Genomic DNA, 13481 nt, shown 5'->3' with positions numbered 1-13481 from the left:
GCGTCAGGCCAATCGCTCACGGCGACGGTGAAATTCCCCACGGTACGTCCCTACCTTGGTTTCGGCTTTGGCCATACGCCGCGGAAGGGGCTGGGGTTTTATTCGGACCTTGGCGTCGCTTATGGCAAGCCTTCGGTCGATCTGAGTGCGAGCCAGGCGCTGCAACAGCAAGCGGTCAACGATATCGCTACCGAGAAGAGCGATCTGGAAAGCAAGGCCAATCGGCTCAGGTATATGCCGGTACTGAATGTCGGCGTCAGTTACGTATTCTGACCCCGCGTTTTGCATGTGGCGCGTCCCCGCGCAGATTCGCCGCTGACAGCCGGATGCCGGGCTTGAGCTATGAGTCCTCGCCCGCTCGCAGCATGGTGGGTCGTCACCGTAGAAAAAATAACCGTTCAAGCGCCCGTGGATAGGCTTTCGGTGCTTCGGTGCGAGTCGTTCGACGCAACTTTTGCGAGCGTTGAGCCCGTGCCGTCAACGTCGCGGCGATCGTCCGGGCGGTTTGGGCGGTTTGGGGCGCGGCGGCGGCAATTCGGCGGCGGTCGCCTGCAGCAAGCGCCGCAGCAGTTCGGGCTCGTCGAGCGCCTGCTCGATCAGAAAATGCGCCTTGGCGCCGGGGTAGGGCAGCCCTTCCACCAGCGGCGACAGCAGCTCGCGGGCAGCCTGGGTCGGCTTCAGGTAGAGGGCGTTGTCGCAGACAAGGCCGACGACCTTGCCGTCCAGATAAAGCGCGTACTCGCCGAACATCTTGCGGTAGCCGAGCGCCGCGCCCAGGCCGGCCTGTTCGCAGACATAATCGACGAAATCCCGTGTGCTGGCCATGGCGGTCGCTCCGTGTGCTTTTCAGGCCTATGCGTTCGGCGTCACGCAGTGGCCGGGCAATTGAACATCCAGCGTATGTTGTAGCGATCGGTCAGTATGCCGAAGTAACCGCCCCAGAACATGTCGCGCAGCGGCATTTCGACGCTCCCGCCCTCCACCAGCGCCGCGAACAGGCGGTCGGCTTCTTCGCGGCTGTCCGGCTCCAGATTGATGGATATATTGTTGCCGGTCACAACGGGGAAGCCCATCGAATGCGGGGCATCGGTTCCCATCAGAATATGTCCGCCGAGAATGGGCAATTCGACGTGCATGACCAGGTCCTGGTCGGCTTCGGCAAACGGCGGCTGTTCGGGGGAGGTCGGAATATCCCTGAATTTGACCATGGGCGCGCAAAACTCGGTTGCGAACACTGAGCGGTAGAACAGAAACGCGTGTTCGGTCACGCGCGGGAAATTGAGGTAGGTACTGACACGTGCCATCTGCGACTCCTTGAATCGGTTGCCGGTACGCGGGCCTGCCGTTGTCCGGGACCGGGGACTGGCCCGCGCGCGGTGAAAGCGAGGAGCAGCGCCGCTGCAACACGCGTCCGCCGTTGCGCGAAAGCGCCGGGTTGGGCTCATTATCGGGCCTGGCGCGCGAGTTCGCCAGCCCGCAAGCGTGGGCGAGCGCGCCGCGGCGCGTCGGAGGCAGCGCGGCCGTGCCGCGTAATGTGCCGTTGCACAATTCGACGGCGTCGGACAGGTGCGACTTTCTCTGTTTCGCGCTAAACCCGGGCAAAAGTCCGGGTGTAAACTTTCCGGATGCCGCTGCGCGGCCACGACGTTCTCATTCCACCCCTATCCTGTGATGAAGATGATATGAAACCGCGAATTGTCATTGCCCGTGCCGTACCGCAAGCCGTCGCCGCGCGCGCGAGCCGGGACTTCGATGCCCTGTTGTCGCAAGACGATATTCCCGATAGCAACGAAGTGCTGGCCCGTGTCGCCCGCCACCAGGCTGAGGGTCTGCTGGTGGGGGCCACGGTGAAGCTCGATGCGGCTACGATAGCGCGCATGCCGGACTGCCTGCGGATCATCGCCACCTTGAGCGCCGGCTTCGAACATGTCGACGTCGCGGCAGCCCGCGCGCGCGGCATCGTGGTGACCAATGCGCCGGAAGGGCCGACCGAGTGCACCGCCGATCTGGCCATGATGCTGCTGCTGTGTGCGGCGCGCCGGGCCGGCGAATATAACGACCTGATGCGCGCGGGGTGGCGCCGGGTGCTCGGCCTGGGTGAAATGCTCGGGCTCAAGGTCAGCGGCAAGACGATCGGCATCTATGGCATGGGACGCATCGGACGCGAAATGGCACAGCGAGCGCGCGGCTTCGGCATGAAGGTGCTGTACCACAATCGCACGCGCCTGCCGCCCGAACTGGAGCAAGGGGCACGCTATTTCGACGATTTCCATGCCATGCTGCCGTACTGCGAATTTCTATCCCTGCATGCCCCTGCCAGCGCATCGACCCGCCATGTCATCGATCGCGCCGCGCTCGCCTTGCTGCCGCCGCGAGCGGTGCTGGTCAATACCGCACGCGGCCAGCTCGTCGATGAAGAGGCCTTGCTGGACGCCTTGCAAAGCGAACGCCTGGCGGCGGCCGGGCTCGATGTTTTCGCGAGCGAACCCGCCTTTGACCAGCGTTTTGCCACACTGCCCAATGTGTTTCTAACTCCGCACGCCGCCAGCGCGACCATAGAGACGCGCAACGCTATGGGGTTTTGCGCGCTCGACAACCTCGAGGCGGTCCTCGCCGGTCGCGAGCCGCTGACACCGGTCGCGTGAGAGCTGCGGCAAGCTGCCGGCGTCGGGAGCTTGCACCCGACCCCCATGCCTGCTGAAGCCGCGGGCTTGCATCGCGGCTTCGAGCATCCCGCGCCGCGATGCAGGGACGATCGCCGGCCGCTCTTCCGCGACGCCGCCACGGCCCATACACGGCTGCCCGGCCAGGATCGGGCAGGGCGGCAACATTGCGGCAGATTTCGTTTTGCGCGGCCGCCATTCTACATTTTATCTATTCTTTGAATTTTATTTGTTTTTATACGGTAACTTGTAGCATTTAGTTGTGACGTATTGCCTTGTTTGGTTTCTTGTTGGTGTTTTGTGCTTGCGCCAGCTTGCGGTATGCTGGGTCTGGCAATAGCGCACCAAATACAATAATGACCGATCGGGATCGCAATCATGTCTGACCAACACGCAAGGCCGCTCAACGGCGGCGACTACCGCACTCTCGCACTGGCCGCCCTCGGCGGCACCCTCGAATTCTACGACTTCGTCATCTATGTGTTCTTCGCCGCCGTGATGGGGCATGTATTCTTTCCGCCGCACAGTCCGGACTGGCTCGTGCAGCTGCAGACCTATGGCATCTTTGCCGCCGGCTACCTGGCGCGGCCACTCGGCGGCATCGTGATGGCCCACTTTGGCGACCTGCAGGGACGCAAGCGCATGTTCACCTTGAGCATTCTGCTGATGGCGCTGCCGACCTTCATCATGGGTTTGTTGCCCAGCTATGCGGTAGCCGGCGTCTGGGCCCCCGTCCTGCTGCTGCTGTTGCGGGTATTGCAGGGCGCGGCTATTGGCGGCGAAGTGCCGGGCGCCTGGGTCTTCGTGTCGGAGCATGTGCCGACGCGTCGGGTCGGTTTTGCCTGCGGCACCCTGACCGCCGGTTTGACCATCGGCATCCTGCTTGGCTCGCTGGTCGCCTCCGTGATGCATGCTCGCTTCGGCAACGACGAGTTGATCGCTTATGCCTGGCGTATTCCCTTTCTGCTGGGCGGCGTGTTCGGCCTGATCTCGGTCTGGCTGCGCGGTTATCTGCAAGAGACGCCGATATTCCGCGAGATGGAGGCGCAGCGCGCAGTGCTGACCGAATGGCCGATGAAACGCGTGATGGCTGCGCATCGCGGCGCGATGCTGCTGTCCATGCTCGTCACCTGGATGCTGACGGGCGGCATCGTGGTGGTGATACTGATGACGCCGGCCCTGCTGGGCAAGCTGCCGCAGATCGGGCCCGGGCTCGCTCTGCAGGCCAATTGCCTGGCCGTGCTCGCGCTGTCGCTCGGCTGTGTGTTGGCCGGCAGTCTGACCGACCGCTTTGGCAATGGCTCGGTGCTGACCGGCGGTTCGCTACTGCTGGCCGGCGCCTGCCATCTGTTCTACGGCGGCATCGCCGCCCACCCTGGATGGCTGTTTCCCGGCTATGCTCTGCTCGGCTTTACCGTCGGTGTGATCGCGACCGTGCCTTGCATCATGGTGAGAGCGTTTCCGGCTGCAGTGCGTTTCAGCGGGCTGTCCCTGTCCTATAACCTGGCCTACGCGGTATTCGGAGGGCTGACCCCCATGCTGGTGGCGTTGCTGCTCAAGGGGGACGCATTGGCTCCCGCGCACTATGTGATCGCTCTGGCGATCATGAGCGTGTGCATCGGCCTCTGGCTGACGCTGAGCGAGCGCCGCCGCGGCGCGGCTTTGGCCGTGGCCTTCGCCCGGCGCTGAATCCGGTGTCGAGCGGCAGTAAAAAAGCGGCCACGGCCGCTTTTTTACTGCCGGGTGCGAGATGTCGCTCGCGCGCTCATGCCGTGGCAGGGGCTGGCTGGTTGGCCTGCAGGATCGCGCCGGCCAGGCGGTCGAGGGCGGCGAAATCTTCCGGCTTGGGCACGCCGCTGGCGATGACGGGTTCCAGCCACTCCGCATTCAGATTGTTCAGCAGCGGCCGCAGATTTTCCGGCATCGACGTGCCCCAGCCATAGGAACCGATAATGCCGGCGTGAGTGGCTTTCGGCTTTAGTGCATTGGCCAGGAAGGCGGCATTGGCCATGGCCGGATGGGCGCCATCCAGTACCGTGGGCGAGGCGAAGATCAGGGTCGAGGCTTCGACCAGCGAAGACGCAAAGCGTCCGCTGTCGAGCTCGACGACATTGAATGGCTGAACCTTCAGATTCTGTTCCATCAGCCTGTCGAGCAGATACGCGACCATCTTGCTGGTGCTCTCGTACATCGAGAGGTAGGGGACGATGACTTCGGGGCGCGGCGTATCTCCCGCCCAGCGCCGATACAGATCGAGAATGAAGGCCGGGCGCGCATAGACCGGGCCGTGACTGGGCGCGATCATCGCAATGTTTTCCGCCGTCAGACGCTCCAGATGCCGCATCACATGCTTGCGGTAAGGCATCATGATTTCAGCGTAATACATGCGCGCCGCGCGCTCGACGCGCGCTTCGTCGTCGGCGAACACGTCCGAGGTCGCGAGGTGCGAGCCCATGAAGTCGCAGGTGAACAGGATGTTGTCCGGCTCGAGATAGGTGACGGTGCTGTCCGGCCAATGCACCCAGGGCATCCACATGAAGCGCAGCGAGGTATCGCCGAGCGACAGCGTGTGATTATCCTGGATCAGGCCGAACATCTCGCGCGGCAGATTGAGGCCGGCGACCAGCAGGCTGCGGCATTTGGCATTGGCCAGCACCTTCGCTTCCGGGAAGGCGGCTAGTACGGCCGGGATGGATCCGGCGTGATCGAGCTCGGCGTGATTGGAAATGATGTAGTCCAGCCGTGTCAGACCGAGCTTCTGCAGTGCGAGAACGAAGTCCTCCGCCATCGACGGGTGCACTGTATCGATCAGTGCGGTTTTTTCGCTGCCCTTGATCAGGTAGGCGTTGTAGCTGGTCCCTTCGGGCAAGGGCACCAGTTCGTCGAACAGCTTGCGGTCCCAGTCCTGTGCGGCCAACGAATAGACGTTGGGCTTGAGCTGTCTGACGATCATGATTCATCCCCTGTGCTGTCGCTGGCGGGCGTTCCGCCTGGGCGGAAAGGCAGGGCGGCCGCAACGGAGTGACCCTGCCCTGGCTGCACTATTGTCCCGGAGGACGGTTGCGACAAGCACATCGGGCTGTTTGCCGTCCGACTGTCCCGTTTAGTGACAGCCGGGGGAGGCGTCGGCTAGGGGCGGCCGCCGAGCCGGATATTGCGGAAACTGGAGGGGGCATGCGAGAACACGGCCGACCAGACCACGATCAGCCATAGCAGCGGCAGGCGCAGCGCGGGGATATGCATCATCGCGGCGACCAGCAGCAGCTTGATCAGCATGCTCAGGCCGACCATCTGGCGAAGATGGTCGGGGTGCTGCCACAGATCGAGCGCCCATAGCGTCAGCCCGGTCAGCAGCACCGCAAGGCCGCCGGACGGTTCGGCCATCGGCTGTGCGAGCACGCCGGCGCAGAACTGGATCACGGCCACCAGATGCAGGCCGCGCACCACTACCTTTAACCAGCGTTGGGCGGGAAATTCGCGCTGGGGAATAATCGGGATCATGAGCGTGCACCGGAATCGTTCGCAGCCTGCCTGCCGGGGAAGTGTCCGGCGCAGGGATCATTCAGCGATTATGCGACAGCGCGTGCGAGTGTGCTGAAGAAATCGGCAGGGGAGGCGGGATGAAGCGGCGGGTTGCGGAGAACGGGCCCGGCTGTGCGAATGGAGCGCTCGACAGGCCGGTGCTCATCTGCGCAATGAACAGGCAAACCGGGACGTCAACGGGTGGGGTTGGCCTGATTTTGCGATGCCTCGGACACATAGAGAATAAAACCCGCATGCGAGCCATTGAGGTAATGCTTGCGCCGGAATAGCGTGGCGGATTCGTTCAGCCATGCGCTATTCATTGCCGACAGGTACTCGGGCAGGCCGTGGATTTCCTGATTGATATCGTATTTTATCTGGTGAATCACGTTATCGCGTTGGATCTCCTGGTTGCAGGACGGCACCCAGCAGAAGCTCTCCAGGTCGGAGCCGCGCCGGCTGAACCTGGCGGGTGATGGATCCAGCTTGGTGGTGCGGCCCAGTCGATTCTTGACCTCCAGGGCATACAGATTGCCAAATACTAGATAGTCGGTCACCCGTTGGGCAAAGTCGGAGCGGCAGAGCAGCGGGTGCGGTTTGAAGGTGCAGACCAGAATGTTGCGTTTCACCGCAATGGCGCTGGCGTGATGCACCGAGGCGCGCCAACTGCGCGCCAGGACTTCCCAACCGATCGGCGGTTCGAACCACTTTCCCATATTCAGACACTCGGCATAGTCGAGGATCCCGCGCCGGTCGAGTACCGGGATTGGTTCGCCAAACGAGAACGCCTGGGCCGCCGCTTGTGCAACTACGCGCTAAAACCTGCCGATCAGACTGACAAAGGAGAGGCCATTAGTTTATGCGGGTTCTGCATCTGTAGAAAATGCGATGTCCTTCTGAGCGTCCAGTGCCGCGATCCGCTTTAAAAGTTCCGTGCGTATCGATAGGTAAGCATCGCTGCCCATCGTCAGCCGCTTCGGAGCAGGGTTGATGGCCGTTGAATCCAACATCGCCTGCGCCATCTTGCTTGCATCGCCCTTGAGCTTAAATGAGCCGCTCATCACCGCCCTGCGAACATCGTTAGCTGGAGTGTTCTCATAGGCAGGCATCGGCTCTGGACTCACCATGCCACTGCCAAATGCCGTTTTGGCTGGACCAGGCTCAACCAAGGTGAACTCGATATGGAAAGGCGCAACCTCTTGTGCCACCGACTCCACGAAGCCTTCGATTCCCCATTTAGTGGCGTGATAAACACTGAAATTGGGATACGCAATTTGGCCGCCCTCAGACGAGACCTGCAAAATTCGCCCGCCGCCTTGGGCTCGCAAATGCGGTAGCACGGTGCGAATCACCTGAATCGAGCCGATCAGGTTGGTATCAATCTGGTCGCGGATTTGGGCGTCACTGACTTCTTCGCCGGCGCCAAATAATCCGTAACCCGCATTGCTCACCACAAAGTCGATACGCCCCATGGCATCGAATGCGCGGTCGACGGTACGACGCACATCGTCCATATGGCTGACATCCAGCGTCGTGACCCACAGGAGTTCGCCATAGTGTTCTTTCAGATCGTCGAGCGCATCTTCTCGGCGCACAGTGGCCGCAACGCGGTCGCCGCGCGCCAAGATTTTCTCGGTCAATTGTCGGCCGATGCCGGATGAAGTGCCCGTAATGAACCAGGTTTTAGTCATGGAGAAATACCTTTCGCGTAACGCTGCGGAATTGCAGCAGGCCGTGAAAGTAATGGTAGGTCTGGCCAATTCATTTTACTATCCGTACAATGTTGCATGATTTGGTGAAAAAAACCCATGAATATACGGCCAACCCTCTCGGATCTCGAAGCGTTCGCAGCCATCGTGACCCACCGCAGCTTTCGTAAAGCAGCCGAAGAGCTGAGGTTATCGCCCTCCACCCTCAGCCACATGATGCGGACGCTGGAAGCCAACATGGGGGTGCGCCTGCTGCATCGAACGACCCGCAGCTTGTCTACCACGGAAGCCGGGGAGCGGCTTCTTGCGCGGCTCCAACCTGTGCTTCGTGATCTCGATCTGGCGCTGGAGGAGGTCAATGTCTTTCGGGATCGCCCCAGTGGCCAATTGCGCATCAATGCCAGTGAGATTGCTGCCCGACTGCTGCTGCATTCGGTGGTGCCGACCTTCTTGGCGCGTTTTCCAGATATGAGCCTGGACCTAGTCACGGAAGGGCGATTGATTGATATCGTTGCCGAGGGCTTTGATGCTGGTATCCGGCTTGGAGAGTCGGTGCCTCAGGATATGGTTGCGGTGCGTTTCGGTGGGACGGCGCGGTTTGTGGCCGTAGCCTCCCCGGGATATTTGGCAGACCATCCCAAACCAGAAACGCCGGATGATCTCCGGGACCACCGGTGTATCCGGGTCCGTATGCCTAGCGGCAAGCCGTATCGATGGGAGTTTGAACATCATGGACAGGAATTGACCGTCGATTTCCCGGGGCAGCTAACTCTTGACCACCCGGGGTTGATGGCTGAGTGTGCGCTAAAGGGAATGGGCATCGCCTACGTTCCGACTTCGGTGGTGCAGTCTTACCTGGATGCGGGCCAGCTGGTGGAGGTTCTTTCAAACTGGTGCCCGGCAATCCCGGGTCTGTTTCTGTACTACGCAGGGCATCGGCATGTTCCTGCGGGTCTGAGGGCGTTTATTGATGTGTTGAAAGAGCTGATGCCTTGACTCACTGGAGCACTGGAAATGCCGGAGCATACGGATAGCCAGTCTGCTGTGGACTACACGAAGCGGAAGTTCCCGCTCTAGAGTTTGCAGGGCTTGCACGAACTTGCTGGCATTAAAAACGTTCTCGATCATTGCGGATGTCAGCCTTGGGTCATCAAGGAATTGGATGGTGGCGCTAAGGGGGAGGCCGCTCGAAAGTGTTTTGCTGGGGGTCTTTGCGAGGGGGGGCAAGGGGCCGTGCGCTGTGTTGGGGCGCGTTGAGCGCCGCGGGTTTCTGTGTCTTGGCTGAAGTTGCGGGCGGGGCTTGCCGTAGGTCGAGATCATCCAGGTGGGCGCCGGTACCGTCGCGATTTCCTTTGCTGACCACATCCGTCTCCCGTGGATGCTGCCGGGCGCAGCGGGCCGTTCTCCGTGCTGGCCCATTGGCAGAGAGTGCCGGGCTTTCTGCGCATCAGGTCGGCAGCTTATCGGGTCGTGAAATGCGTTGGTCGAGCGGGCGCAGCGATCTGTTCGGCTCTCATTGGTGAGCGAGATATAATTTTACGATTGCAGTGAAGAAATAGAGGAATGCAAAAAAGGCCAGCGCATGGCTGGCCTCTCTTAATTTTGCTTACACAGCGTATACGTGAATCGCCATGCTATCGACTCAGCCAGATGCAGACATCGCTAAGTCTATGAATAGGATGGTGGCGAATCAGGGACTCGAACCCCGGACCTGCGGATTATGATTCCTTTTTGTGGTTTTTAACTTCATTAGTTATCAATGGCTTGCCGCGCTTGCCTGTATTCTAGCACTATCTAAAACGGTCACAATAACGGCCTTGCCGGGTGAGGCCTGTCACAACTGTGGCACAGGGGCACAGTCCTTCTGATAACATCACCGTGACTTATCAGAAATCATTCCCTATCCGTAATTTAAAGCCCAGCTCCCCGCAAGCCATCCGATCGCACGCGCCTGAGCCTAGGCAAGAAGAATATTCAGGAGAACGTTATTTTCGAATTTATTTTTCATAGAACGGCAGCTGACATTTTGTTAGCCGTAATTATCACATCTCTTGTCGGTTGCTCAGCAACAGGGAACCTGACGGCAGAGCAGTTGATGGCTGTCGACACGTCAGCCCCAGCACAGAAGCCGCAACTTACAGTTGGCGACAAGTGGGCGTACCACTCGACATCTTTCAAGGATTATTCGATAGAGGTTGCAGAAGTCACGAACAAATACGTTGACATGAAATATCAAACGGGTGGACACCGTATATTTTTCCCATCCTTGAATTACCACTACACCAATGAAGAGCTCCACTCTGACTTGTATGTAAAGTTGTATTCTTGGCCACTTACGACCGGTAAAAAATGGGAGTACTCAGATTACCAAGATGGGCACAATTTCACAACCAGTGCCGTCGTCGTTGGTTACGAAAGTATAACCGTCCCGGCTGGTAAATTTATGGCTGTCAAGATTGTTTATCGCCTCAAATGGTTTCACAATGGGGTGTCCGGGGACGGAACAAAGACTTTATGGTACTCTCCCATCGTTAAAAATTTCGTACGAATTCAGCTTGATGGATTCGACGCAAATGGAGTCAAGAGCTATTCGAGCTTTACCGAGCTACTGTCATATAATGTTATGTAACAAAAAATAGCATTCTGCTCTGAGTAGCGGCTACCGGAATGGGCCTTTGCCTTTATTGCTATGGCTATTCCGATTCCGCAGTTGATTCGTGCCAAGCAAGTAATACAGAAGGGGATGCATCTACGAACCCATCAGGTTATGTGTCCTTGGCGGTGGGCACAAACGGGTATCTGCAGGCGTGCAAGGGCTAGCACTGCAGCGGAACAGGTGAACGAGCCGACAGCAGAAATGGACTCAGAAAGTATTGATGATGCATAATGAAGTTCCAAAATAGGATGAGCGGCTTTCCCTGCATGACAGCATGGCGTATTTGCAAAGAACCATGTAATTAAATTACAGGATAATTAAGAATTGTGCAGTGAAGGTACTATGCAATAGCAAGCTCATAGCGCGACAATAAATTTGAATTCATGGTTGATGCCAATTATTAATTTATCACGCGATGAATCTATTAATGATATCGCACGATTAACCTGAATAAGGCAAAATAAGCCGTAGAGGAGAGGGGCATAGACATCGCCGTGAGCCAAGAAAAACAACCAGCTCTATTCAAAAATAAATATTCTCATCGTCCTTGGCTGTACACCTCCACGAGTCATGCCCGTTGCTCACCATGGAAGATAGTGCGCATAAGAAAAATTGCAACACATTAGGGAAACGGCACGAACGTCAGCGGCGAATTAACTTGCGGCTCTTATTGAGAATTGGCAATATGTGTAAAATATATCGGTTGCGCTCCCGTAGCGCCTTCACTCGTTCATAGAGCCTTTCATGTCGACCATCCCGTTAATAACGGAGCATGACGGTCTACACCGCAGATTTGCCTACTGGCACAGCCCTTCTGATAACATCACTGTGACTTATCAGAAATCATTCCCTATCCGTAGTCTAAAGCCCATTTCCCCCGCATGCCGTCCGATCGCACGCGCCAGAGCCTAGGCAAGAAGAATATTCAGGAGAACGTTATGTTCGAATTTATTTTTCATAGAACGGCAGCAGTCATTTTGTTCGCCGTAATTATCACATCTCTTGCCGGTTGCGCAGCAACAGGCAACCTGACGGCAGAACAGCTGATGTCTGTTGACACGTCAGCCCCCGCACAGAAGCCGAAACTTACTGTTGGTGACAAGTGGTCGTACCACTCGACATCTTTCAAGGATTATTCGATAGAGGTCGCCGAGGTCACGAACAAATCCGTCGACATGAAATATCAAACGGGTGGGCACCGTATATTTTTGCCATCCTTGAATTACCACTACACCAATGAAGAACTCCACTCCGACGTGTATGTAAAGATGTACTCTTGGCCACTTACGACCGGAAAAAAATGGGAGTACCCCACTTACCAAGATGGGCACAAGCTCACAACCACTGCCATCGTTGTTGGTTACGAAAGCATAACGGTCCCGGCTGGTAAATTCATGGCGGTCAAGATTGTTTATCGCTGCAAATGGTTCCGAAATGGCGCCTCGGGTGACGCGGTAAAGACTATCTGGTACTCTCCTGTTGTTAAAAGTTATGTGCGGGAACAGATCGATGGATTCGATGCAGGTGGCGTTAAGCGCTATTCGAGCTTTACCGAGCTACTGTCATATAATGTAATATAACTAAAAATAACATTCTGCTCTGAGTAGCGGCTACCGGAATGGGCCTTTGCCTTTATTGCTATGGCTATTCCGATTCCGCAGTTGATTCGTGCCAAGTAAGTAATGCTGAAAACGAATGGGGCCTAGAATTCCAACCGGCCAGTCGCGTAGCATAGTGCAGAGGTCGCGCAATCCAGTTCTTCTCGTTTCTGTCGGCGGTGCGAATAGACAGGCCGTACCGTGTACTAGTATATTAAAAAAATGCCAACGGCACGCACTAATGCTGCACCTTCTCGGCTCACATTCTGTTTTCCTTGTAATAGTATTTCGTGCTTACTAGCAAATGCATCATTTTTTTCGCGCACACTAGCTGAAAATCAATATTAATCGCCACAATCGCCCATCATTTGGTGGGGCGATCAAATAATTAAGGTATTTCATGATGCGTAACCAATATCTTCTAAGTGCCCTTCTTCTGTTAACTACTCTCGCTAGCACCAATATGGCGCAAGCAGATCAAATTAACGCCCCCGTTATCAAAAGCGGGCTTACCTGCCGATATGACATCATAGATGGGTTTTCCGGAGTTAAAACAGGAGAGCGCACAGACACTTACACCGTCATGTCCAACGGCACCATCCGTTACAAGCAAGGGGACGTTCATTTCGTCCTCGACAAGGACCTGAATCAGATCACCAAAACCGGTGAGATTCATCGTTACTACAAGTGGCCATTTACTTCAGGGGATTCGTGGACGATTACCTTTCAAAACACTGCCGGATCCAGCTTTACCGGAACCGTGTCAGAGATCGGCATCGAGCAACTTGACGGTGCAACCGTTGCCCACACCCGCTGGGAATGGAGCTACAAGAACGTATACACCACAAGGGATAGTTGGCTTGATATCTCCAGTGGCTGCATGACCAAGGAGGTCAAAACTAGCCGTTTTAGAGGGAAGCCGTCGACGACCATCCTAAAACTAACCTCGCAACAAGGGTAAGCCTGTCAAGCAGGAATTGAGTGTGACATTGCATGGTTGATACGCTGAGCACGACGCCAAGCGCTGCGTCCTGTGTGCAACACCTAAAGGGCTTATGCCATGCGGCGTTGGCAGTCCCACATGATGTGCCACAAATCGTCCACTTTACTTATTTCTTCAAAAACAGAAGGGGTTAGCGTACGAACGCATTATTTGAAAACACGCCTTTCTCCTGCTGAGAATCGTGCCCTTCAGCGTAGCACCGATGTATGCCGGGCCGTTGTCGCTGCGAATCACTTTGGGCTTGCCACGCCATTCAATGACCTGATCCAAGGCTCGCACCACACGCTCTGACGGCAACGACAGATCCACATCCATGGCCAGCGCTTCACG

Annotated in this window: 12 protein-coding genes and 1 pseudogene; 6 read left to right on the top strand and 7 right to left on the bottom strand. The window is 57.2% G+C overall.

Translation table 11 applies throughout. The features are described 5' to 3' along the window. Positions 1-27 precede the first annotated feature (27 nt). A complete protein-coding gene (locus G520_RS22585) occupies positions 28-273 on the top strand; it encodes a hypothetical protein (RefSeq protein WP_051229352.1) in 246 nt (81 codons plus the stop codon). A gap of 204 nt (positions 274-477) precedes the next feature. Here G520_RS22585 and G520_RS0111925 read toward each other — a convergent pair whose 3' ends face one another. Then, positions 478-825 (bottom strand): TfoX/Sxy family protein, encoded by a 348-nt coding sequence (locus tag G520_RS0111925; protein WP_028535870.1) that lies wholly within the window; start codon positions 823-825, stop codon positions 478-480. A 41-nt stretch (positions 826-866) separates the two neighbouring features. Next, a complete protein-coding gene (locus tag G520_RS0111920) occupies positions 867-1304 on the bottom strand; it encodes a VOC family protein (protein WP_028535869.1) in 438 nt (145 codons plus the stop codon). 378 nt (positions 1305-1682) lie between these two features. Between G520_RS0111920 and G520_RS0111915 the strand changes: the two genes are divergently transcribed. After that, positions 1683-2645, top strand: coding sequence for a 2-hydroxyacid dehydrogenase (locus G520_RS0111915; RefSeq protein ID WP_028535868.1), 963 nt, complete (start codon positions 1683-1685; stop codon positions 2643-2645). A 396-nt stretch (positions 2646-3041) separates the two neighbouring features. After that, entirely contained in the window at positions 3042-4352 is a 1311-nt protein-coding gene (locus tag G520_RS0111910; RefSeq protein WP_036666176.1) for an MFS transporter, read from the top strand. A 76-nt stretch (positions 4353-4428) separates the two neighbouring features. On the opposite strand, the gene G520_RS0111905 is transcribed toward G520_RS0111910, so the two are convergent. The 4 genes from G520_RS0111905 to G520_RS0111890 all read right to left on the bottom strand — a co-directional run bounded on the left by G520_RS0111905 (position 4429) and on the right by G520_RS0111890 (position 7876). Beyond that, positions 4429-5616: an FprA family A-type flavoprotein gene (locus G520_RS0111905; protein ID WP_028535866.1), complete on the bottom strand. Its 1188-nt coding sequence runs from the start codon at positions 5614-5616 to the stop codon at positions 4429-4431. Positions 5617-5792: 176 nt separating this feature from the next. Next, positions 5793-6164, bottom strand: coding sequence for a hypothetical protein (locus tag G520_RS0111900; protein WP_028535865.1), 372 nt, complete (start codon positions 6162-6164; stop codon positions 5793-5795). A gap of 215 nt (positions 6165-6379) precedes the next feature. Then, on the bottom strand, positions 6380-6901 hold the full coding sequence (locus G520_RS22580) for a phage portal family protein (protein WP_051229351.1): 522 nt from the start codon (positions 6899-6901) through the stop codon (positions 6380-6382). Positions 6902-7042: 141 nt separating this feature from the next. After that, on the bottom strand, positions 7043-7876 hold the full coding sequence (locus tag G520_RS0111890) for an SDR family oxidoreductase (protein WP_028535864.1): 834 nt from the start codon (positions 7874-7876) through the stop codon (positions 7043-7045). A 117-nt stretch (positions 7877-7993) separates the two neighbouring features. Here G520_RS0111890 and G520_RS0111885 point away from each other — a divergent pair, with 117 nt between their 5' ends. The 3 genes from G520_RS0111885 (at position 7994) to G520_RS22575 (ending at position 13109) form a co-directional block, all read left to right on the top strand. Next, complete coding sequence (locus G520_RS0111885) at positions 7994-8890, top strand: LysR family transcriptional regulator (protein ID WP_028535863.1); 897 nt, start codon at positions 7994-7996, stop codon at positions 8888-8890. A 2598-nt stretch (positions 8891-11488) separates the two neighbouring features. After that, positions 11489-12130, top strand: a complete 642-nt coding sequence (locus G520_RS0111875; protein ID WP_028535861.1) for a DUF3108 domain-containing protein — start codon at positions 11489-11491, stop codon at positions 12128-12130. Positions 12131-12548: 418 nt separating this feature from the next. Further along, positions 12549-13109 carry a hypothetical protein gene (locus G520_RS22575; protein WP_028535860.1) on the top strand — a complete coding sequence of 187 codons (561 nt, stop codon included), beginning with the start codon at positions 12549-12551 and terminating at the stop codon, positions 13107-13109. 231 nt (positions 13110-13340) lie between these two features. Here G520_RS22575 and G520_RS24940 read toward each other — a convergent pair. Continuing rightward, positions 13341-13481: pseudogene (locus G520_RS24940) on the bottom strand (IS3 family transposase); the annotation flags it as partial.

Origin of the sequence: Paludibacterium yongneupense DSM 18731, assembly GCF_000422925.1 — a bacterium.
Classification (GTDB): domain Bacteria; phylum Pseudomonadota; class Gammaproteobacteria; order Burkholderiales; family Chromobacteriaceae; genus Paludibacterium; species Paludibacterium yongneupense.
This window is presented reverse-complemented; position numbering and strand designations above follow the sequence as displayed.

Excerpts from the sequence above, each read along its gene's own strand:
- G520_RS0111875 (WP_028535861.1), top strand. The coding sequence starts at position 11,489 with ATGTTCGAATTTATTTTTCATAGAACGGCAGCAGTCATTTTGTTCGCC.
- G520_RS22580 (WP_051229351.1), bottom strand. The coding sequence starts at position 6,901 with ATGGGAAAGTGGTTCGAACCGCCGATCGGTTGGGAAGTCCTGGCGCGC.
- G520_RS0111885 (WP_028535863.1), top strand. The coding sequence starts at position 7,994 with ATGAATATACGGCCAACCCTCTCGGATCTCGAAGCGTTCGCAGCCATC.
- G520_RS0111900 (WP_028535865.1), bottom strand. The coding sequence starts at position 6,164 with ATGATCCCGATTATTCCCCAGCGCGAATTTCCCGCCCAACGCTGGTTA.
- G520_RS0111890 (WP_028535864.1), bottom strand. The coding sequence starts at position 7,876 with ATGACTAAAACCTGGTTCATTACGGGCACTTCATCCGGCATCGGCCGA.
- G520_RS0111920 (WP_028535869.1), bottom strand. The coding sequence starts at position 1,304 with ATGGCACGTGTCAGTACCTACCTCAATTTCCCGCGCGTGACCGAACAC.
- G520_RS0111905 (WP_028535866.1), bottom strand. The coding sequence starts at position 5,616 with ATGATCGTCAGACAGCTCAAGCCCAACGTCTATTCGTTGGCCGCACAG.
- G520_RS0111915 (WP_028535868.1), top strand. The coding sequence starts at position 1,683 with ATGAAACCGCGAATTGTCATTGCCCGTGCCGTACCGCAAGCCGTCGCC.
- G520_RS22575 (WP_028535860.1), top strand. The coding sequence starts at position 12,549 with ATGATGCGTAACCAATATCTTCTAAGTGCCCTTCTTCTGTTAACTACT.
- G520_RS0111910 (WP_036666176.1), top strand. The coding sequence starts at position 3,042 with ATGTCTGACCAACACGCAAGGCCGCTCAACGGCGGCGACTACCGCACT.
- G520_RS0111925 (WP_028535870.1), bottom strand. The coding sequence starts at position 825 with ATGGCCAGCACACGGGATTTCGTCGATTATGTCTGCGAACAGGCCGGC.